18 protein-coding genes and 2 tRNA genes are annotated in these 20,434 nt (G+C 39.8%); 3 read left to right on the forward strand and 17 right to left on the reverse strand.

Annotated features, from left to right (window positions below):
• From GKR92_06790 to uvrB, 10 genes are all read right to left on the reverse strand, one after another.
• Window positions 1–357, reverse strand: coding sequence for a MerR family transcriptional regulator (locus GKR92_06790; GenBank protein QMU61416.1), 357 nt, complete (start codon window positions 355–357; stop codon window positions 1–3).
• Window positions 341–637: an integration host factor subunit alpha gene (gene ihfA / locus GKR92_06795; GenBank protein ID QMU61417.1), complete on the reverse strand. Its 297-nt coding sequence runs from the start codon at window positions 635–637 to the stop codon at window positions 341–343. Before ihfA ends, GKR92_06790 begins: the two co-directional genes overlap by 17 nt.
• Before the next feature lie 7 nt (window positions 638–644).
• Window positions 645–3,029: a phenylalanine--tRNA ligase subunit beta gene (pheT, locus tag GKR92_06800; protein QMU61418.1), complete on the reverse strand. Its 2,385-nt coding sequence runs from the start codon at window positions 3,027–3,029 to the stop codon at window positions 645–647.
• A 22-nt stretch (window positions 3,030–3,051) separates the two neighbouring features.
• A complete protein-coding gene (pheS, locus tag GKR92_06805; GenBank protein QMU61419.1) occupies window positions 3,052–4,053 on the reverse strand; it encodes a phenylalanine--tRNA ligase subunit alpha in 1,002 nt (333 codons plus the stop codon).
• 114 nt (window positions 4,054–4,167) lie between these two features.
• Window positions 4,168–4,530, reverse strand: a complete 363-nt coding sequence (rplT, locus tag GKR92_06810) for a 50S ribosomal protein L20 (protein QMU61420.1) — start codon at window positions 4,528–4,530, stop codon at window positions 4,168–4,170.
• A gap of 90 nt (window positions 4,531–4,620) precedes the next feature.
• On the reverse strand, window positions 4,621–4,818 hold the full coding sequence (rpmI, locus tag GKR92_06815) for a 50S ribosomal protein L35 (protein ID QMU61421.1): 198 nt from the start codon (window positions 4,816–4,818) through the stop codon (window positions 4,621–4,623).
• Window positions 4,819–4,860: 42 nt separating this feature from the next.
• Complete coding sequence (gene infC, locus GKR92_06820; GenBank protein ID QMU61422.1) at window positions 4,861–5,388, reverse strand: translation initiation factor IF-3; 528 nt, start codon at window positions 5,386–5,388, stop codon at window positions 4,861–4,863.
• A 20-nt stretch (window positions 5,389–5,408) separates the two neighbouring features.
• A complete protein-coding gene (thrS, locus tag GKR92_06825; GenBank protein QMU61423.1) occupies window positions 5,409–7,319 on the reverse strand; it encodes a threonine--tRNA ligase in 1,911 nt (636 codons plus the stop codon).
• Between the two features lie 123 nt (window positions 7,320–7,442).
• Window positions 7,443–7,515: transfer RNA gene (locus tag GKR92_06830), tRNA-Val, on the reverse strand.
• 56 nt (window positions 7,516–7,571) lie between these two features.
• The gene (gene uvrB / locus GKR92_06835) at window positions 7,572–9,596 is read right to left on the reverse strand and encodes an excinuclease ABC subunit UvrB (protein ID QMU61424.1); all 2,025 of its coding nucleotides are present in this window, start codon (window positions 9,594–9,596) and stop codon (window positions 7,572–7,574) included.
• Between the two features lie 138 nt (window positions 9,597–9,734).
• On the opposite strand from uvrB, the gene GKR92_06840 reads away from it, so the two are divergent.
• Window positions 9,735–10,913, forward strand: coding sequence for an aminotransferase class I/II-fold pyridoxal phosphate-dependent enzyme (locus GKR92_06840; GenBank protein ID QMU61425.1), 1,179 nt, complete (start codon window positions 9,735–9,737; stop codon window positions 10,911–10,913).
• 125 nt (window positions 10,914–11,038) lie between these two features.
• Here the strand turns inward: GKR92_06840 and GKR92_06845 are convergent, their stop codons facing one another.
• The gene (locus tag GKR92_06845; GenBank protein ID QMU61426.1) at window positions 11,039–11,419 is read right to left on the reverse strand and encodes a hypothetical protein; all 381 of its coding nucleotides are present in this window, start codon (window positions 11,417–11,419) and stop codon (window positions 11,039–11,041) included.
• Window positions 11,420–11,801: 382 nt separating this feature from the next.
• Here GKR92_06845 and GKR92_06850 point away from each other — a divergent pair.
• Window positions 11,802–11,877, forward strand: a tRNA-Asn gene (locus GKR92_06850).
• Window positions 11,878–12,014: 137 nt separating this feature from the next.
• On the opposite strand, the gene GKR92_06855 is transcribed toward GKR92_06850, so the two are convergent.
• The 3 genes from GKR92_06855 to GKR92_06865 all read right to left on the reverse strand — a co-directional run bounded on the left by GKR92_06855 (window position 12,015) and on the right by GKR92_06865 (window position 17,570).
• Complete coding sequence (locus GKR92_06855; protein ID QMU61427.1) at window positions 12,015–13,730, reverse strand: hypothetical protein; 1,716 nt, start codon at window positions 13,728–13,730, stop codon at window positions 12,015–12,017.
• A gap of 21 nt (window positions 13,731–13,751) precedes the next feature.
• Entirely contained in the window at window positions 13,752–14,738 is a 987-nt protein-coding gene (locus GKR92_06860) for a deacetylase (protein QMU61428.1), read from the reverse strand.
• 633 nt (window positions 14,739–15,371) lie between these two features.
• On the reverse strand, window positions 15,372–17,570 hold the full coding sequence (locus GKR92_06865; protein ID QMU61429.1) for a hypothetical protein: 2,199 nt from the start codon (window positions 17,568–17,570) through the stop codon (window positions 15,372–15,374).
• Here GKR92_06865 and GKR92_06870 point away from each other — a divergent pair.
• Window positions 17,554–17,919, forward strand: coding sequence for a hypothetical protein (locus GKR92_06870; protein ID QMU61430.1), 366 nt, complete (start codon window positions 17,554–17,556; stop codon window positions 17,917–17,919). The genes GKR92_06865 and GKR92_06870 overlap by 17 nt on opposite strands.
• Before the next feature lie 421 nt (window positions 17,920–18,340).
• Here the strand turns inward: GKR92_06870 and galU are convergent, their stop codons facing one another.
• The 3 genes from galU to pyrF all read right to left on the reverse strand — a co-directional run bounded on the left by galU (window position 18,341) and on the right by pyrF (window position 20,417).
• The gene (gene galU / locus GKR92_06875; protein ID QMU61431.1) at window positions 18,341–19,207 is read right to left on the reverse strand and encodes a UTP--glucose-1-phosphate uridylyltransferase GalU; all 867 of its coding nucleotides are present in this window, start codon (window positions 19,205–19,207) and stop codon (window positions 18,341–18,343) included.
• 111 nt (window positions 19,208–19,318) lie between these two features.
• The gene (locus GKR92_06880) at window positions 19,319–19,573 is read right to left on the reverse strand and encodes a helix-hairpin-helix domain-containing protein (protein ID QMU61432.1); all 255 of its coding nucleotides are present in this window, start codon (window positions 19,571–19,573) and stop codon (window positions 19,319–19,321) included.
• Window positions 19,574–19,706: 133 nt separating this feature from the next.
• Window positions 19,707–20,417 (reverse strand): orotidine-5'-phosphate decarboxylase, encoded by a 711-nt coding sequence (gene pyrF / locus GKR92_06885; GenBank protein QMU61433.1) that lies wholly within the window; start codon window positions 20,415–20,417, stop codon window positions 19,707–19,709.
• Window positions 20,418–20,434 lie beyond the last annotated feature (17 nt).

Here is a 20,434-nt window from a genome sequence, read left to right on the forward strand (position 1 = left end):
TTAACGTTTCAAAACTTGAAGCAGGTCTTCAAGCTCTACACGCATTTGATGAACGACTTGTTGGCTTTGATTCTGGTCTTCTTTAGCATCTGACCCAGCAAGTTTTTGTCTTGCCCCACCTATGGTGTATCCCTGCTCGTATAAGAGACTACGAATTTGACGAATTAAGATGACATCATGCCGTTGGTAGTAACGACGATTACCGCGACGCTTTACAGGCTTAAGAGAAGGAAATTCTTGCTCCCAATATCGAAGCACGTGTGGTTTTACTCCACATAATTCGCTAACTTCTCCAATTGTAAAATATCGTTTGCCCGGAATTACCGGTAATTCATTATTATTATTGATTTCCAGCATATGCCTCGACTCTCGCTTTTAATTTCTGCCCAGGACGGAATGTAACCACACGTCTTGCAGAAATTGGAATCTCCTCACCCGTTTTTGGATTACGCCCAGGACGCTGATTTTTATCACGCAAAATAAAATTACCAAAGCCTGATAACTTTACTTCATGTCCTTGTTCAAGTGCGACACGAACCTCTTCAAAAAAGATTTCGACGAGTTCTTTTGCTTCTCTTTTGTTGAGGCCTAATTCCTCGAACAAATTTTCTGCCATGTCTGCTTTAGTGAGCGCCATTTTTTTATTAGCTTCTTATTTCTGCTCCAACTTTATTTTCAAGTTGAGAAATAATTAATAAGACTGTTTGTTCTATTTCTTTATCTGTAAGGGTGCGTGAAAACTCTTGTAAAATCAAGCTTAAAGAGACGCTTTTCTTTGATTCTGAGATGCCTTCACCTTTGTAAACACTAAACACTTCGACACATTGCAGGCATGCAATATTCATTTGTTCAATGTTTGAACGAATCTCTGCCGCATTGACATTATCATTAACTATCATCGTGATATCCCGACGAATCGAGGGGTATTTGGATAACGCTTGGAAAACACTAGCCGCAGGTTTCTTTATTAATTCATTTAACTGCAATTCAAACAAATAAACAGCCGAATCGATATCGATTGCAGATTGAATACGTGGATGCAACTTACCTAAACGACCAATCACCACATCACCGAATAAAATTTTTGCCGATTGTCCTGGATGTAGCGCAGCATCCTCTGCAGGTAAAAATGAAACTCGATCTATCGGCAAAGAAGAAATCTTTAACACATGCTCTACATCACCCTTAAGATCATAAAAGTCCACCCTTCTACTCATCGAACCCCACTGTTCCGGCTCACAATCACCAACAATGAGGCCTGATAGACTAGGTGATTGTTTTAAACCATCAGTTGTATTTTTAAACTGTAATGCCTGTTCAAAAATGCGTATTCGAGGTTGTTGTCGATGAAGATTGTGTTGTGCAGCTTTTAGCAAACCCGGCCAAGCACTACTTCGCATCACTGATAATTCTTGAGATATAGGATTTGCGAGTTGTTTACTTGGATTCCCATCATTGAACAACTCTTCAATCTCTTGGGCAACAAAGCTAAAGGTAATAACTTCATGGTAGCCACGAGATACCAATACACCCTTCATTGCTCCAAGTTGATTGGCTTCGATGTTTAAAGTGGTATTAATGGCTAATGCCTTCACATCAGCAGGAATATTCTCATACCCCACTAAGCGCGCAACCTCTTCTATTAAGTCAACATCTATCTTCAAATCAAACCGATAACTTGGTGGCTGCACATGTAACACATTTTTCTCAACTTCCACTTTACATTGCAAACGCACAAGTAGTGACTGCACTTTTTGCACGGCAAGCTTTATACCCAGTAATGATTCAACCTTAGAATGCTCTAACAATATTTTTACAGGTTTAGGCAATTCAGATAAGTCTTCTTCGAAAATTACTGGCCCAGCCTCACCTCCAACCAATTCTAAAATTAACTGTGTTGCTCTTTCGATTGCTTGCGTTGCTAAATTAGGGTCAACACCACGCTCAAACCGATGAGAAGAATCAGTATGCAAACCATATCGTCGCGCTTTCCCTGCAACGATTTCCGGCTTGAATGATGCACTTTCTAAAAATACTCTCGCAGTGCCATGCTGAATTGCAGTTTCCTGTCCGCCCATAATTCCAGCAAGTGCCACCGCTTGTTTTTCATCTGCTATTACTAGTTCGTCTTCCGATAGCTCTACCGTTTGACCATCTAACAATTCAAGCTTCTCTGCTTTATTAGCAAAGCGAACTACCACACCACCATTTAATGTGTCCAAATCAAATGCATGCATAGGTTGCCCCATCTCAAGCATAACGAAATTTATGATATCCGTTATCGCATTAATTGCACGCACACCTGCACGTCGTAATTTTTCTTGCATCCATAATGGGCTCTGTACAGACCCCGTCACTCCCTCAATCACCCTGCCCACATAACGCGGGCACTCTTGTTTAGCTTTTATAGAAACAGGAAGTACAGACTTAATAGTTGCTTTAACTTCGGCTATTGTAAAATTTTTTTGCAGAGGCTTATCTAATAACGCTGACACTTCACGTGCCACACCTTGAACACTTAAACAATCAGAACGGTTTGGCGTTAAATCAATATCAATCACTTTATCAGCCAAATCTAAACCAGAATATACATCTACACCTAATTTGGCATCTTCAGGTAATTCCAAAATTCCCTGGGAAGACTCTGTTAAACCTAACTCACTTGGCGAACACAACATGCCAAAAGATTCCACACCGCGCAGCTCTTTGGGTTCAATCTTAAAATCGTTGGGCAACACTGCTCCTACTTTTGCAAAAGCAACAATAAGTCCTTTGCGCACGTTGTTAGCACCACAGATAACGTTGCTAACTTCGCCTTTCCCGTCATCTACCTGACAGATATGAAGTTTTTTTGCATCGGGATGAGGTTCTACTTTAATAACTTTAGCAATTACCACACCAGAAAACATAGGCGCTGCAAACTCAACACCATCAACCTCTAAACCGGCCATTGTTAAAATATCAGCCAGTTGCTGTGTACCCACTCCTGGATCTATCCACTCACGCAACCAGTTTTCGCTTACACGCATGATTTAATTCTTAACCTAGTAGTTAGGCAAACTGTTGCAAAAAACGCAAATCGTTTTCAAAAAATAGACGCAAGTCGTTCACTTGATGACGCAGCATCGCCAAACGCTCAACCCCCATACCAAAGGCGTAACCATTATATTTATTGGTGTCTATACCAACACTTGCAAATACATTCGGATGCACCATGCCACAGCCCATCACCTCTAACCATTTTGTTGAATTAGTTTTTTTATCCAACATGCCAATATCGATTTCTGCAGAAGGCTCAGTAAAAGGAAAATAGGAGGGTCTGAAACGTACTTGCAAATTTTCATCATCAAAAAAGCTTTGCAGAAAATCTATGATGATGCCTTTCAAGTCTACAAAGGAAACCTGCTCGTCCACCAATAAACCTTCAACTTGATGAAACATTGGGCTATGCGTGGGATCAGAGTCGCATCGGTATACACGGCCAGGAGCAATAATTCTTATTGGCGGCTTTTGCTCTTGCATAACATGAATCTGCACCGAAGATGTATGAGTGCGCAATAAAAGCTTATCGTCAAAATAAAACGTGTCGTGCATTGCACGTGCGGGATGATGATCAGGAATATTCAGCGCTTCAAAATTATGAAACTCATCTTCTATTTCTGGCCCCTCTTCTACAACAAAACCAAATTGCTTGAAATAGCTTTGGATTCGATTAAGCGTAAGAGTGATTGGATGCAGACCTCCATAGCTTTGCGCTCTTCCTGGTAAAGTGATATCTAGAGTTTCACTCTTTAGCTGCTGACTTATTTCAGTCTCTTGCAAATACGATTTTCTGCTCTCAATCGCTTCTTGAATACGTACTTTAACTTTATTAATTTCTTGACCCGCCACAGGACGCTCTTCTTTAGGAAGTTTTCCAAGTGCTTTTAGCTGATCAGTCAGCACGCCTTTTTTGCCAAGATACTTTACGCGCAAAGCTTCCAATTTCCCCAAGTCGTCAGTCGACTGGATTTCATTAATTGCAGCGGCTTCTAAAGAACTAAGATCGGACATGTTTTTAAAATCAACTCTCTTAAACAAAAAAGGGAAAGGCGATGCCTTTCCCTTTAATCAACTTATACAAATAGATCTTTTGTGTTGATAACAATCCTCTGAACAGGTACTTGGCTAAGCCGTTGCTAAACTTGCTTTTGCTCTTTCAGCCAGCTTACCAAATGTATCAATATCATGAATCGCTAAGTCCGCTAATACTTTACGGTCGATATCAATTGAAGCTTTATTCAAGCCATCAATCAATCTGCTATAAGATAAATCAAACTGTCTCGCTGCAGCATTGATGCGTACAATCCAAAGTGAACGGAACTGACGCTTCTTTTGTCTGCGGTCACGATATGCATATTGGCCCGCTTTAATTACCGCTTGTTTGGCAACACGGTAAACATTTTTTCGTGCTCCGTAATACCCTTTAGCTTTAGCACGCACTTTTTTATGTTTTGCGTGTGCGACAACGGATCTTTTTGCTCTTGGCATCTCAGTACTCTCTAATCTTTTGGCTAATTTCTTTAGCTAAGTTTGTTTAACTAATTTCTTTTGATATGGGTTATATCTTATGTCTATGACTTAAGCATAAGGAAGCATTTGCTTCACAGCTTTAACATCTGCATCGGCGATCATTGCATCAGCACGCAAGTGCCTTTTCCTCTTAGTGCTCTTCTTGCTAAGAATATGCCTTAAATGAGATTGTGAACGCTTGAAGCCACCTTTAGCAGTTCTCTTAAAGCGCTTTGCAGCACCTCTGTTTGTTTTTAATTTTGGCATCTTAATTTTCGTTTATAAATGTTTATATAATTTCTTTGACTTTTACTTCTTTAATTTCTTTAGCGGAGTGAACACCATCACCAATTGCCTTCCTTCTAACTTTGGTCGTTGCTCTACTTCGCCATATTCTTTTAAATCTTCTTCTACTCTATCCAGTAACTTTACACCTAAATTTTGGTGCATCATTTCCCTGCCTCGAAATCGAATAGTAACTTTCGTTTTATCACCTTCGGTTAAAAACTCAGTAAGTTTTCTTAACTTAGTTTGATAGTCACCTTCTTCAGTTCCCGGTCTAAACTTAATTTCTTTTACATGAATTAGTTTTTGTTTCTTTTTCGCAGCGTGTGATTTCTTGCTTTGCTCAAATTTAAATTTACCGTAATCCATAACCCTGCAAACCGGAGGTTTAGCATTGGGTACGATCTCAACTAAATCTAAATCAGCGTCTTGTGCAATTTGTTGCGCTTCGTCAATCGCAACTACACCAACTTGTTCGCCATCACTTCCAATCAAACGAACTTCTTGATCGGTTATATCACCATTTAAACGATTACCTTTCGCTGCGCTAATATTCTAATCCTCCAAAAAAATTAATGGCCGCGGTTCACGCATTCTTCAGTAAATTTCTTAACGATGTCCTGTACACTCATCGAGCCAAGATCTTCACCACTGCGCGTTCGGACGGCCAGCTGATTTGATTCAACTTCACGATCACCCACTACCAGCATATACGGCACATGGGTCATTGTATGCTCGCGAATCTTAAAGCCAATCTTCTCATTTCTCAAGTCGGAAATGACTCTGAACCCTTGATTTTTAAGCGTTTCTAGCGCTTTACTCACATATTCGCTGTGTTTATCTGCAATATTGATGATCACCGCCTGTGTTGGCGCCAACCAGAAGGGTAAATTACCAGCATAGTTCTCAATTAAAATACCTATGAATCGCTCTAAAGAGCCCAATATGGCACGGTGAATCATCACTGGCACATGCTTATCCCCATCCTCTGCCACATAATTAGCGTCTAAGCGCCCTGGCATAGAGAAATCCACCTGAATGGTGCCACATTGCCATGCTCGGCCAATGCAGTCTCGAAGCGTAAATTCTATCTTCGGGCCATAAAAAGCTCCCTCACCTGGCTGCAGCTTGTATTCCAAGTCTTGATTTTTGAACGCTTGCTCAAGAGCCTGTTCAGCCTCATCCCAAAGTTCATCCGCTCCCACCCTCTGCTCTGGGCGAGTAGATAACGCTAATTCAATTTTTTCAAAACCAAAGTCTTTATATACCTCAAAAGTTAGTTTGATTAATTCAGCCACTTCTTCTTGCAGCTGCTCTCGGGTACAAAAGATATGCGCATCATCTTGCACAAAGCGTCGACAACGCATTAAGCCATGCAAAGTTCCAGAAGGTTCATTGCGATGCACCAAGCCAAACTCTGAAAGTTTTAACGGTAAGTCACGATAACTTTTTAAACCTTGGTTATAAATTTGCACGTGCCCAGGGCAATTCATGGGCTTAATTGCATATTCACGATTTTCAGACTGGGTTGCAAAAATCATATCGCCAAACTTATCCCAGTGACCTGATTTCTCCCAAAGCTTTCGATCTAACACTTGTGGTGTTAACACTTCTTGATAGTCGCGCTTTTTAAGCGTATCGCGAATATAATTTTCGACTACTTTATATAAAGTAAATCCACGGTCGTGCCAAAACACCATACCAGGTGCCTCTTCTTGAAAATGAAACAAATCCATTTGCTTTCCAAGTTTACGATGATCACGCTTCTCAGCTTCTTCCAACTGAGTTAAATATTGTTTGAGCTGTTTTTTATCTGCCCATGCCGTTCCATAAATGCGCTGCAACATCTGGTTATCTGAATTACCACGCCAATACGCTCCCGCAAGTTTGGTTAATTTAAACGCACGTAAATGCTTAGTATTTGGTACATGCGGGCCACGACACATATCGGTGTATTCTTCGTGATGATACAAAGCAATGACTTCACCGTCTGGAATCGCTGATGCAATTTCTACCTTATAATCTTCGTTACGTTCTTTAAAGGTGTTCACCGCTTCGTCACGACTAACCACTTTGCGAATTACGTCGTAATCTTTTTTAATCAATTCGCCCATACGCTTTTCAATCGCAGCTAAATCTTCGGGTGTAAACGGGCGCTCGTATTCGATGTCATAATAAAATCCATTATCAATCACCGGGCCGATTGCCATCTTTGCAGTGGGATAAAGTTGTTTAATGGCATGCCCCATTAAATGCGCAAACGAATGGCGAATGATTTCAACGCCATCGGAATCTTTGCTGGTAACAATTTCTAAACTGGCATCTTCAGTGATCTCCACACAAGCATCCGCAAGTTCACCATCAACTCGCCCAGCAATGGTGGCTTTCGCTAAACCAGGACCAATAGATTCTGCTACTTGATGCGTGGTGACAGGGTTGTCGAATTGTTTTTGAGTTCCATCAGGAAGGGTAATGACTGGCATTCTATTTTCTCTCTTTCAGTGGTGACCTCTACGACTGGCCACATGTTTAAAAATTTTATTTACTACAAGCTTGTGTGACTCCGTCACACTTAATTTGCGAATAGCACCCATTCGCACAGGCGGTAGGCACGAGCAGATTCGAACTGCTGACATCTACCATGTCATGGTAGCGCTCTACCAACTGAGCTACGCGCCTATTGCGATTGACGAAATTAACATAGATCCTATCGCTTAGCACCTCTCCACGGTGCACTACATCGCACTTGGCTTACCAACGATTATATCTTTCAACCTTGTAATCTCATCACGAATTCTAGCGGCTTCTTCAAACTCCAAGTCTTTCGCATGTTTATACATTGTTTGTTCGAGCTGCCTGACTTTTTTCATACCTTGCCCTGGAGTCATACGAGAATATTCATAAACTTCTTCTGCCACTTTTTTACGCGATGCGCCTTTACTCAATGCATACGGCATCTTGTAAGCGCCTTCCATGATGTCAGAGACGTTCTTTTTTATACCCTTAGGTGTAATTCCGTGCTCTTTATTGAAAGTCACTTGTTTTTCGCGACGGCGGTTTGTTTCTTCAATTGCTTTCTGCATAGAGCCAGTAACTTTATCTGCATACATAATGGCTTTACCACTTAAGTGTCTTGCCGCGCGACCTACGGTTTGAATAAGAGAACGTTCAGAACGCAAAAATCCTTCTTTATCGGCATCTAGAATCGCAACCAGTGAAACCTCTGGAATATCTAAACCCTCTCTTAATAAATTAATTCCCACAAGCACATCGAAATCTCCTTTACGTAAACCACGAATTATTTCTACGCGCTCAACCGTGTCAATATCAGAATGCAGATAACGCACTCGCACACCATGTTCATTTAAATATTCAGTAAGGTCTTCTGACATACGTTTAGTTAACGTAGTAATTAAAATTCGCTCATCTTTTTGAACACGTTCATTAATTTCAGACAACACATCATCTACTTGAGAGCCAACAGGGCGCACTTCAATTTCTGGATCCACTAAGCCTGTTGGGCGCACTACCTGCTCTGCTACCGCATCTGACTTTTCGGCTTCATACGGGCCCGGTGTTGCAGACACATAAATCATCTGTGGCGCTAGATCTTCAAACTCTTCAAACTTTAACGGTCGATTATCCATGGCCGAGGGAAGACGAAAGCCATATTCAACCAAAGTGCCTTTACGCGAACGATCGCCTTTATACATCCCCCCAAATTGTGGAACGGATACATGGCTTTCATCCATTACCATAAGTGCGTTATCAGGCAAGTAATCTAATAGACATGGCGGTGGCTCACCAGGAGCACGCCCTGACAAATAACGTGAATAATTTTCGATTCCGTTGCAGTAGCCAATTTCTTGAATCATTTCCAAATCAAAGCGCGTACGTTGTTCTAAGCGCTGCTCCTCAACTAAACGATTTTCTTCTTTCAACACTTTTAAACGATCCTTTAATTCATCTTTAATTTGATCTACAGCGTTTAATAAAATTTCTCGTGGCGTTACATAGTGTGTTTTTGGATAAACAGTTAAGCGTGGAACTTTACGAATCAGCTCACCGGTAAGGGGATCAAAATAGCTGAGGTTTTCAATTTCATCATCAAATAATTCGACGCGAATCGCTTCTCGCTCAGATTCTGCAGGATGCACATCAATAACATCTCCATGTACACGAAAAGTACCGCGGCGCAGCTCAACATCATTCCGCTTATACTGCAGTTCAGCGAGTTTATGCAATAATTTACGCTGATCGATGCGATCACCTCGATCGAGATGCATCACCATGCCTAGATATGCTTTTGGATCCCCCAGACCATAGATAGCCGATACCGTTGCTACAATGATGGTATCAGGACGCTCAAATAGCGCCTTAGTCGCCGATAAACGCATTTGCTCAATGTGGTCGTTTACCGAGGCATCTTTCTCTATAAAGGTATCACTTGAAGGTACGTAGGCTTCTGGTTGATAATAGTCGTAATACGAGACAAAATATTCAACTGCATTTTTAGGGAAAAACTCCATCATTTCCCCATACAATTGGGCTGCCAAAGTTTTATTGGGCGCCAAGATGATGGTAGGCCTTTGAACCTCCTGAATAACATTGGCAATAGTGAAGGTCTTACCGGATCCTGTAACACCTAAAAGGGTTTGATGAGCCAAACCATCACCCAAACCCTCTACCAATGCCGATATGGCATCTGGCTGATCACCGGCTGGATCAAATTTTGTATTTAGCTGAAAATTACTTTGCATGGCTGTGATGGCTATTTGAACACTTACTTGCTTATCTCTTGGCTTATCTCTTTTAGAAAGTTCACGTAGGATGCCTTGCCGCTGTAAAGTGACCCACCAAACCTCAACTTTGACAACTTAAAATACAAGGGAACTCTTGTGACCAGTCCATTAGCCAATCGCGTATCTCGCATTCAGCCATCCGTCACTTTAGCCATAACGGCTAGGGCAAATCAAATCCGTGCCGAAGGTGGAGATATTTTGAACCTTGCAGCAGGCGAGCCAGACTTTGATACACCAGAACATATTAAAGCCGCTGCTATTCAGGCTATGCAAGATGGTAAAACCAAATACACTCCTGTACCTGGAACTATCTCCTTAAAAAATGCAGTCATTGATAAATTTCAACGTGAAAATCAACTTAGCTATGAAGCCAATGAAGTTATGGTTTCAAATGGCGGCAAACAAGTATTTTACAACTTATGCCAAGCAATTCTAAATGATGGTGACGAGGTGCTCATTCCTGCACCGTACTGGGTATCGTATCCTGACATGGCCTTATTAGCAGGCGGCGAACCAGTAATCATCCCTAGTAACGATGAAAACCGCTGCAAGATCACCGCTGCGGATTTAGAAAAGCGCATTACCCCAAAATCAAAGTTATTTGTAATTAATAGCCCATCTAATCCTTCAGGAATTGCTTACACCAAAGAAGAATTAGCCGAACTTGGCAAGGTTTTAGAGAAACATAAAAACATTGTAGTGATTACTGACGATATTTATGAACACATTATGTTTGGCGGACAAAAATTTACCAACATATTAAATACCACGCCTTCACTTAAAGACCGTACCGTAATTTTAAATGGCGTTTCTAAAGTGTACTCAATGACAGGGTGGCGCATTGGTTTTGCTGCGGGACCAGGTGACATCATTAAAGCTATGACTAATATTCAGTCACAAAGCACTTCAAACCCAAGCTCTATCTCTCAAGCTGCTGCCGAAGCTGCACTAACGGGTGATCAAAGCTGTGTGAGCACTATGTGTAAAGCATTTGAAGAACGACACGCGTACATTGTAAGCGCATTAAATGAAATTGATGGCGTTGATTGTATGAGTTGTGACGGTACGTTTTATTGTTTCCCAAACATACAAGGACTCATTGATAGAACAGATGGAATTTCAAATGATGTTGATTTTGCAGAGCATTTACTAGTGAATTCTGGAATCGCCGGCGTACCGGGTACCGCATTTGGCTCACCAGGTCATATACGCTTTTCTTACGCAACGAGCATGCAAGTTTTAGAACAAGCAATGAGTCGCTTAAGAAACTTATAAGAGCTAAGCCTTATCTAGAATCTTTAGAACAAGGCTTTTCCAACGATTGGAGATTGGACAGATCAAATTGATCTTCTAATATCGATTAGACCAAACGTTGGGATTTAGAATTAAGCTAAACTTAATTAACCTTGGCTAGCAAACTTCGTAGCTGAAGCACCATTAAGGTGTTGTGGCAGTACATCGCGCTGAACGTGCTGCTTGAAACGCTGCACATCTAAACTGTCCGAGATGCGTAGCATTTTATACATACCATCTTCAGATAAAATCATCATATCAATCCACGGATTTTTTGGATTCTCCGGAGTATCAATTCGAAATTTACGCTTTTGGTCATCACCTAAATTTCGTGTCGCTACAGTTACATTTGGCTTACCGGTTCGCTTATTAATCGCTAAACCTAAGCACCTACATATATCTGCCGCAACAAACCATGGCTCACCGGTCCCTTCCTTGACGATCCGAATCTGATGGCCACTATACTCAAATAGCGTTACGTTACTCACTTTGTGTCACTCCTTGTATTCACACAATTCTCATACGCGACATATGTCGCTTAACTTGGGAATATTTATAGAACGATCAAAGACCTACAGATGATGGTTGCCGCTTATTGGTACTATCAGCCAGATGACCTGAGCGGCAAATTAGGGCAAAAAAACCAAAGGCTATATGGGCCGACCAGTGAATCCTGTTACTCGCGGGCTAAATGGAATCTATATTGAGGTATTAAAGACTTATTTGTGTAGAGCCAAATAAACATCAAATTCAACAAATTGTGTGAGCCAGGATAACGAGTGTTACTTTTTAAGACAACAATTTAGGAATACTACCGAATCTATGTTGACCCGCATGAAGCGGATCGTTATTCTTTCTCGCTTCCATTATTCCCTGGTAGCTCAGTTGGTAGAGCGGGTGACTGTTAATCACTAGGTCGGCGGTTCGAGCCCGTCCCAGGGAGCCACCCATACGGCGAAGCAAAAACCGAATTTAATAACTCGTATTAATCACTATTCGAATCGTTCCGAAACGACACAGACTTAAACTAACAATGATAACTAACTTATCAAATTCATTATCTTGAATTTAAATATCCTAATTCTATTCCAACAATACCTCATCGAGTATATTTTTTATTGACTCGTATATTGATTCAAAGTATTCGATGCTTTCTCCATATGGATCTGGAATTTCAATGTCTTGCGTATTTGATAATTGCCCAAGAAAAATTAACTTGCCTTTTATATTTCCGTTGCTACCTAATATAGATTGATAATTATGTTTATCGAATACAATAATTAAACTGTATTTATTGAGATCAATTTTATCTGCCTCCTGAGATCGATGATCATTTAGAGATATTCCAAACTTTTGAGACGCGGCCAATGCTGAATCTGGCGAAGAACGGCCAGAAACAGGAAAGTAACCTGCCGAATACCACTGAACCTCATTTGAACTAATCTTTTCAGCATATTCCTTTGCAAATGGGCTACGACAAATGTTGCCCTTGCATACAAACAAAACTTGACCACTTTGCATAAAGACATTATTGATAAGGCGTCTCGCCTTTCTACGTGCGAATCCTGACGCATGCCATCGAACATTTATTGGCCTAATTAAGAACCGATCTAAAACTTTTGAGACCAGTTGTTTTATATCCATTAGAAAAGGTTTAGGATCATCGAGTGCAAATGAATCAAATGATTCTTTACCTTTCAACAGATTTAATAATTCAGCCGCGACTGAACTTGAAGATCTAGTTATCAAAGTGGGATCATCATGATCAGCTCGGTAATTTTTTACCATCCAGCCAATATCTTTTAGAAAATTACGAGCGTAAATATTTTTTTTATATTCGACCGTAAAATTAGTTTCCCCATGCACAATCATTTCAAACAGCCAAAGTGGAAAGTTTGCTCCGGCTGCAACGGCCAAAGGTAATGAACCCCAAAATCGGCCATTAATTTCGATAAAGATAAATGATGCACGGTCAGGAGACATTTTGAACTCCACCATGCCAACTCCACTATAATCAAGTTTCTGAATTATTTGCGAGCTGTATTGTGCCAAGCGAGCATCTACAGCGACACTTTTCCGATACGAACTTCCGCCTCCCTCTAGGGGCTCATGCACCCTTTCATGTTGAAACATATATAGAGGAATTCCGTCCTTTGCAATAAATTCGATGCCAACACCAATGCCTTGAAAATATTGCTCTAATACAAATGAAGGTTTCGTTATATTCTTATTATTAGTATCAAATAAACTTTTCAGATGCTTTTCATTGCGAACAATCTTTACGAACTTCTTGCTAGACAGGTTACTTGCATCAAATGATGATAAAGGCTTAGCAACAATCGGCCAGCCATACGATTTTGCCAACTGGTTTGCAGCATCAAATGAATCTACAACACATCCTTTTGCTAAGGGTACGCCAAGCGCCTCGGCCACCTGCCTACTTTTATTTTTGTTTGAAGCAATATCATAAGCGTGTTTATTTAATGTATATATTTTTGCGTATTTTTCTAGGTGTTTCAGGTGCATCTGAATTGGAATAATGCTCTGGTCATCCGTCGGCACTACTAAATCAAATGTGTAGTCCTGCATCAATTTCAGCATTTCCGATAACCATTTCTTAGAATCTTTATCGAAATCGAAAACAGAATGGGTTTCTTGTATATACTTAGAAGCAGGAAGCGGTTCGGTACTACTCGTATTTATAGCATGCACCGTTAAACCGGCACGACCCAACGACCGAGCTACTGCCAAAAATGCGCGGTCCCCCAGCCCGAGTATCAATACTCGTTTCAAGCTCATTAAATCGTTTCTCAATATGGCTTAGCTTGAATACTGATCAGCGTACTCGGTAAGTGTCAAACCCGTGTACCGATTTGCACAAAAATCAAATAGTTTATCCAGCGTACGGAATAATTCTTCGATCGATTCATTATTAGGAAAATTTGGACTCCCACCAGGCATAAATTCTGACGAATGCAGCATAAACTGAAGATAGTCAGTTTCTAAGTTTGAATATCTAGCCGCCATTGCTAACAAGGCTTTTGATGTAGACGACTTCGGTTTTGGCCTCATCCATTGTTTCTCAGGAGCAAGCCGACGCGCTATACGATTTAATATTGGAACGCTTGATGCGGCTTTTGCCCAGGCAGGTCTCCAAGTATCTATACTGACAGGCGCCTCAAGAAGTGACGAATTTCCAGACTCAGAAATAGAATCTAAATTCAAATAATAAGGATGTTTAGGGAACGAAGTGTAATCTGTACCCTTAATTCCTGCAGAACCCTCGCCTGTTTCTTGCCACGATATACCAGGTGTAACTGAGCAATCTATACGGTAACCCATGTCTGCTAAAATACGTGCATAACTTTCATTAAATGCCCATCGTCCAGCACGGTGACTCGTCATCTTAGTTTGAAAAGTATCTTCTAATAGCTTTGTCATATACTCGATTTTATTCAACATTACATCTTGCGGATACTCGATCAAAAAAGGTTGCCAATAATAGTCATCTTCGGTAATTGGCGTGATCGGCGGAGAATTCCAAGCATGCAGATGCATACCAATTTCAGCTGTATTACGTTTTATAACATCTCTAGCAAATTCAACAAAAAAATTGTCGACCGCCATCTCATAGTTCGTCAAATAAGTTGGTTTGAATGAGTACCGCTCACACAATTCCTGGAATCTAGGAAGATACTTGGCATTTTTGGCACCTATTTCCTTGGGCCTACTCCACAAATTATCACCTTCAGTGTCTATGGTAATAATGAAAGCATTTTTTTTACGTTCATTTGAACTTAAATTCATTATCTTTCAAAAATATGGAGTGAATTGAATTTTATGGAGTTAGCGTGTCTTAGAACACACTCATGCGCACTATTTTTATCAGCCACAAAGGTAGGGAAACCGTAAAACCATTTCCCCAGACCGAAGACTTTAATGGCTTTTGTCATATACGTTTTTTAAACTTTTTTTCTATATTAACACACTGGAATTAGATATCACATCTCCACTCTCTACAGCATAACTAGGCAAAACAACTTCAACATTTAATTACTTACATTGGTCTTATTATAATTCACACTCATTTTAAATTTAAAATCGCGTGCGGACTTTGTAAGATTGAGCTAATTTTCAGCACAAAATGCCTCTAACTAGTTACTTTCAGCCTTACTATTTAGACTCTTGGAAATTTACTGGATTAGTATGTTTTTTAAGAGTAACAGACGTCAGCCTGCCAACGCATACTACAAAGCAGAAATATAAGTAAATAAACTTATATTAAGTGGGCTCATAACTATATAGGCCTGGACGGCGGAAAGAGGCATGCCTGATATTAGTAGACCCCAATAAAGGCATTCTTACTCAGTGACTAGGTAAAGCTCTAGTAAGTAATTTTAGTCAAAAGAATAATTTTAATAAAAAAGGTAGACACATTTATTACAGTGCAATTTGAAGTACTTGACCACTATTTGGGCGTACTCCGTTTCCAGAAGTAATTCTGATCTCTCTAGCTGCACTACTCGCAATACTGGCAGAAAAAGATGTAGCCTTATCCCAACCTACAGCATAAATTGTAATTCCTGATAACGGAATACCATTTCCTAATTTTAAAACTACGTTATCCTTAAGTGGGATTTCAGGATTAGTGTTAAACAATACTACTTTCCATTTGTTGTTATGTAAGAACGCATGTCCAATTGCGTTACCAGCACTAACCGTTACATTTTCATCTCTTGGAGCCGCCACACCTGCATCTCCCCAAGCATGCACACCAAGAAATTGAACATCATTTGCAGAAATGCTTTCCTGCAAATGCGCTATTTTATTGTTGGAATAAAAATCGCTATTCGGAGAACTCGCAAAGGGCGCATCTTTTTGTTCATTAATAATTTTTTCAGATACCCTAACAGGATTTAATGGTTTGTAGTGCCCTGTTTTATTATGCCCAGTTGAAGTATACCAACCATTAACTGGAGCACGGGGAACACTCGTCATTCTAGTTACTTTCATCGACTTTCGCGTATAACTTGAATAAGAAGTGTTATAACGCTTGTTTATATCATCAATATCGGTTGGATCTAATTTCAAATGGTCGTATACAATCGTCAGGCCGTCCCAAAAATTTATAATGGATCTTGTCCATTGACGCAAAAAATTCGTTTGTTGTTGATAAGAAGTATTATCCCAATATCGTTTTTTGCCTTCGGACATCACAACACAATAATTATTATCAGAATAATGGGCTAGATGCTTAGGCCCTTCCACCTTCTGCAAGCGAGGCCCTTGAGAACCAGGGAAAAACCCTGTAACAACATCTGGCCCACGACCAGAACCATAATTCTCAATATAAACTGTATTAATTGAATTCCTCTTATTATGTAATGACGACGCTGCAGACTGATGTGTAATTGGCTTACCGCCATGCCAAATTTCATAGTACATTCCCTGACCGACATGATCTTGCTGCCCCATTTGTTGCTGATTATAGAAAAACTGTGGTGCGCCATAATTCCAATCTTTGCGCGCTGCAAAAACTCCTTTATCACCTGTATTTATAAATGTTGGTAAATTTGGAATTGAAATTAGTGAATTTGGTATGGAATCCACAAAAGAGTTCGTATACATTGCTTGCTGGTATCCATTCCAGTTAGACCCCACATTACTAATGTTTTGTGTCGCCGCATTTTCCATAAAATATAATAAAGCTTTATGCGCGGCTGAACCGGTAGTATCCAATAAAGCATTTTCAGTAAAATAATGCATCCGGTGGCTCGTTATAGGCTGTGTAATAGGGTAATCCGCTGCGTAATTTCCGTTAGCGCTTTGATCTTGATGATCATTCCAGAGCCATACACCTGACTCATCGGATATATGCAGTAAAGCAGTAAGTAGCGCGAATTTATTTGACCAATTAGGATCAGGATTTGGCTGACCTGTCTGATTAGCTACAGCTCTCCATCTAGCATAAAATCGAGCTGTATTAGCAGTATAACTGGTAGCTTCGTTCCAAAATCCTCCAGCCATGGTACCTTTATTGGGTGCAACTAATTTTGCATTCATCCAATTATCACGAAGTTCATTACGCACGTTTGTAATGTTTGCTAATACTGAACCCTTTTCTGTTCGAGTTAGTAATTCAGAAATTTCCAACCATGAGGTGCCCTCATCAGTATCATCCGGTAAGAAATTATTTGCATACTCAGTATTTAAATGATTCGCCCATTTTGTAAATACAGATAGTATTTTTTGTCTGTCAGATGAGCTAAATATTACTGGATAATATGCATCCAACCAAAGATAAGAATACATAAAATCTGCAGCATGTTGTCTAAAACTATTTCGATCATTAAAATTATGTTTAACAATTTCATCGATAAGCATAGGTCTAACAACATCTTTCCAATTTCCAGCAACACCACTTGGCACTGCGATTGCGTTGTTTCCGAACAATACCAGTGGCAATACTATCCCTGGGAATAAACTTGAATTTTCATATGCCTTGCGTCCATCAACTGTATAGGCGCGCGCAAGTTCTACTAGTTTTGAATAACGTGTTGGATCGTTCAATGCCGATTGAATGATTAGATCTCTTCTCTCCGGAGTCAACAAAGGAACATCATTGGTAGTAGGTGTCACAGGAGGATCTAAATCTGAACCGGGCAAATCTAGTGGATCTGTTTTTGGTGCAGATGGCCTAGGTGCAGATGGTGTAGGTGTAGATGGTGTTGGTGTTGGTGTAGATGGCGTAGGTGCAGATGGTGTAGGTGCTGATGGTGTAGGTGCTGATGGTGTAGGTGCTGATGGTGAAGATGCTGATGATGCAGATACTGGAGAATCACTACCGCCACCGCCACCGCAGCTAACTAATAAAACAGATATGAAAAGACAAAGAAATATTCTAGATATAAATAAACTTTTATTGGAACACATAAATCCAACTCGCCTGGTGTTAGTGAAATTAATTTTGCTGATAGGCCTTCATTAGCAGTATCAGTAAGCCCATAAAATCAAACGCGTAAATTAAATTTATGCATATATTATTTTGATTGTTGATTCTTAGATTGTTTGCAATCTATGTAATGAACTGAATCAAGGTGATAATTTTTTGTGAACTAGGTCACAAATATAAATTTAAAGAAATTTATTTTCCTTTGGCATTTGACCAAAGGTTATGAAATTAAGACGAGTGGTAAAACTGTGAGCGCTATTTATACAAACGAAAAAGACGAGAATATTTATTTATGATATAAAATTTTTGCGATAAAAATTCCAATAAATTCATATATATGATTAGCATATCTTGGTAACTATCTGAAAACTTTTAAATTAAATTTTAAATATAGAAGCAATAATCAGATCTTGAGTATAGATTATGAATTAATATTATTTTATTACTCACTAATAATTTAAATACCATCTATATATTTTTTGAAAGACTTGCCGATCTGTTCATGGCGAAGGGCATATTCAACCGTAGCTTCCAGGTACCCCAACTTACTTCCACAGTCGTAGCGCTTACCAGTAAACTTATACGCTATAAGTTTTTCAGTTTTAGCTTGTTTTGCCAATGCATCGGTAAGTTGGATCTCCCCACCTGCACCTTCACGAGTTTTTTCTAGAATATCAAATATCGAGGGCTCTAATAAATAGCGACCCACCACTGCCACATTAGATGGAGCATCTTTTGGATTTGGTTTTTCAACAATTGTTTCTACATCCCACAGATTATCTTTAACTTGTTGGCCACTAATAACACCATAGTTTTTTACATCTTCTTTTGCTACTACCTGCGCACCTACTACACCACAACGCTCTTTCTCATATACATCCAACATTTGTGAAAGGCAACCACTACCACCATCATCAATGAGATCATCCGCAAGCACTACAGCAAATGGCTCATCACCTACAACAGGTTTTGCACATAGCACTGCATGACCCAAACCAAGAGGCTCAGATTGTCTAATGTAAATACAATTTACATTCTTAGGAAGAATATTCTGTACCAGATCCAACATGGTTTCTTTACCATCAGCCATAAGCTCTGTTTCTAACTCATATGCTTTATCAAAGTGATCTTCAATTGAACGTTTATGGCGGCCTGTTATAAATATTAATGTGTCAATTCCTGCTGCTACGGCTTCTTCCGCTGCATATTGAATCAATGGTTTATCAACCACTGGTAGCATTTCTTTTGGATTAGCTTTAGTAGCTGGAAGAAATCTCGTGCCCAGCCCCGCAACTGGGAATACTGCTTTACGTATACTTTTCATGTGTATTAGTCTATTTTTATTCTGAATTAGAAAACTAATATTTTGGTTAATAAAACATCAAAGCAATGCTTTATTCTTAGAGCTTCGCGATTGAGCGACAAAGAGTAACAATTACCGCACTAAGATATCCTCTTTATTTTTCTCTAAGGTTTTTGGACCAATTCCTTTTACATTAGCTAACTCTTCCGCTGCATAGAAAGGCCCATTTGCTTCTCTATATTCGATTATAGCCATAGCTTTTTTAGGTCCAACACCCTTTAAGTTTTCTGCTAGCTCAACCGCACTTGCAACATTAATATTGACAGGCTCTGCATAGACAACAGACATAAATAGAATAACAAAAGAGAGTAACAATAATCGCAACATTCGACCCACCCGACATTGCACAATTTTAGTGGTAGTTAGAATCTATCTAACTATGGTTTATATTTATTTGTCTTATTTAATTTATCTAGGTTAGCTAAAAATTACAATTCTTTCTGAGGATTTATTTTTACATCTAAATACTCGAGGACCAGTCTTCAAGATATTGATTCATAACCATAATAGGATCACTCGCTGCTGTAATAGGCCTACCTACAACAATGTAATTCGCACCAAATATGCGAGCTTGCTGAGGGGATGCAATTCTGCTTTGATCATTTGCCTGATCATTTTGCATGCGTATTCCAGGTGTAACCAGCATCGGTTGCTTTCCCCACTTTGCTCTAATTATGGCCACCTCATGAGCGGAACACACCATGCCATCCAATTTAGCGGCTATCGCTAACTCAGCGAGTGTCATAACGCATTCGCTAGGAGTTTGTTGAATACCTATACTATTTAATTGTTGTTGATCTATTGACGTCAACACCGTGACCGCAACTAACTTAGTTGCTTGAGATGATGGCGTTGCAGACATTGCGTCATAAGCAGCTCTCATCATAGTAGCGCCACCCAAAGCATGCAACGTCATCATCCACACCCCTAAGTTAGAAGCCGACTTACATGCCGAAGCTACGGTATTTGGGATATCGTGGAGCTTTAAGTCCAAAAAAACTTGGTGGCCTTTGGCACTTAACTGTTCAACAAATTTCGGCCCTTCTGCGATAAATAATTCAAGACCTACTTTTAATTTACACGGCTGTCCTTGTATGCGCAGCAAAAAATCATTTGCTAACTTAGCATTAGGATAATCAAGAGCAACGATGATTGGACTATCTTCAGTCATAACAAGTAGATGTATAT

This window comes from Gammaproteobacteria bacterium, assembly GCA_014075255.1.
Classification (GTDB): Bacteria; Pseudomonadota; Gammaproteobacteria; order UBA4575; family UBA4575; genus JABDMD01.

Excerpts from the sequence above, each read along its gene's own strand:
- rpmI (QMU61421.1), bottom strand. The coding sequence starts at position 4,818 with ATGCCAAAATTAAAAACAAACAGAGGTGCTGCAAAGCGCTTTAAGAGA.
- uvrB (QMU61424.1), bottom strand. The coding sequence starts at position 9,596 with ATGCAAAGTAATTTTCAGCTAAATACAAAATTTGATCCAGCCGGTGAT.
- ihfA (QMU61417.1), bottom strand. The coding sequence starts at position 637 with ATGGCGCTCACTAAAGCAGACATGGCAGAAAATTTGTTCGAGGAATTA.
- GKR92_06880 (QMU61432.1), bottom strand. The coding sequence starts at position 19,573 with ATGTTGCGATTATTGTTACTCTCTTTTGTTATTCTATTTATGTCTGTT.
- thrS (QMU61423.1), bottom strand. The coding sequence starts at position 7,319 with ATGCCAGTCATTACCCTTCCTGATGGAACTCAAAAACAATTCGACAAC.
- GKR92_06790 (QMU61416.1), bottom strand. The coding sequence starts at position 357 with ATGCTGGAAATCAATAATAATAATGAATTACCGGTAATTCCGGGCAAA.
- GKR92_06860 (QMU61428.1), bottom strand. The coding sequence starts at position 14,738 with ATGAATTTAAGTTCAAATGAACGTAAAAAAAATGCTTTCATTATTACC.
- pheS (QMU61419.1), bottom strand. The coding sequence starts at position 4,053 with ATGTCCGATCTTAGTTCTTTAGAAGCCGCTGCAATTAATGAAATCCAG.
- GKR92_06855 (QMU61427.1), bottom strand. The coding sequence starts at position 13,730 with ATGAGCTTGAAACGAGTATTGATACTCGGGCTGGGGGACCGCGCATTT.
- galU (QMU61431.1), bottom strand. The coding sequence starts at position 19,207 with ATGAAAAGTATACGTAAAGCAGTATTCCCAGTTGCGGGGCTGGGCACG.
- rplT (QMU61420.1), bottom strand. The coding sequence starts at position 4,530 with ATGCCAAGAGCAAAAAGATCCGTTGTCGCACACGCAAAACATAAAAAA.
- pheT (QMU61418.1), bottom strand. The coding sequence starts at position 3,029 with ATGCGTGTAAGCGAAAACTGGTTGCGTGAGTGGATAGATCCAGGAGTG.
- pyrF (QMU61433.1), bottom strand. The coding sequence starts at position 20,417 with ATGACTGAAGATAGTCCAATCATCGTTGCTCTTGATTATCCTAATGCT.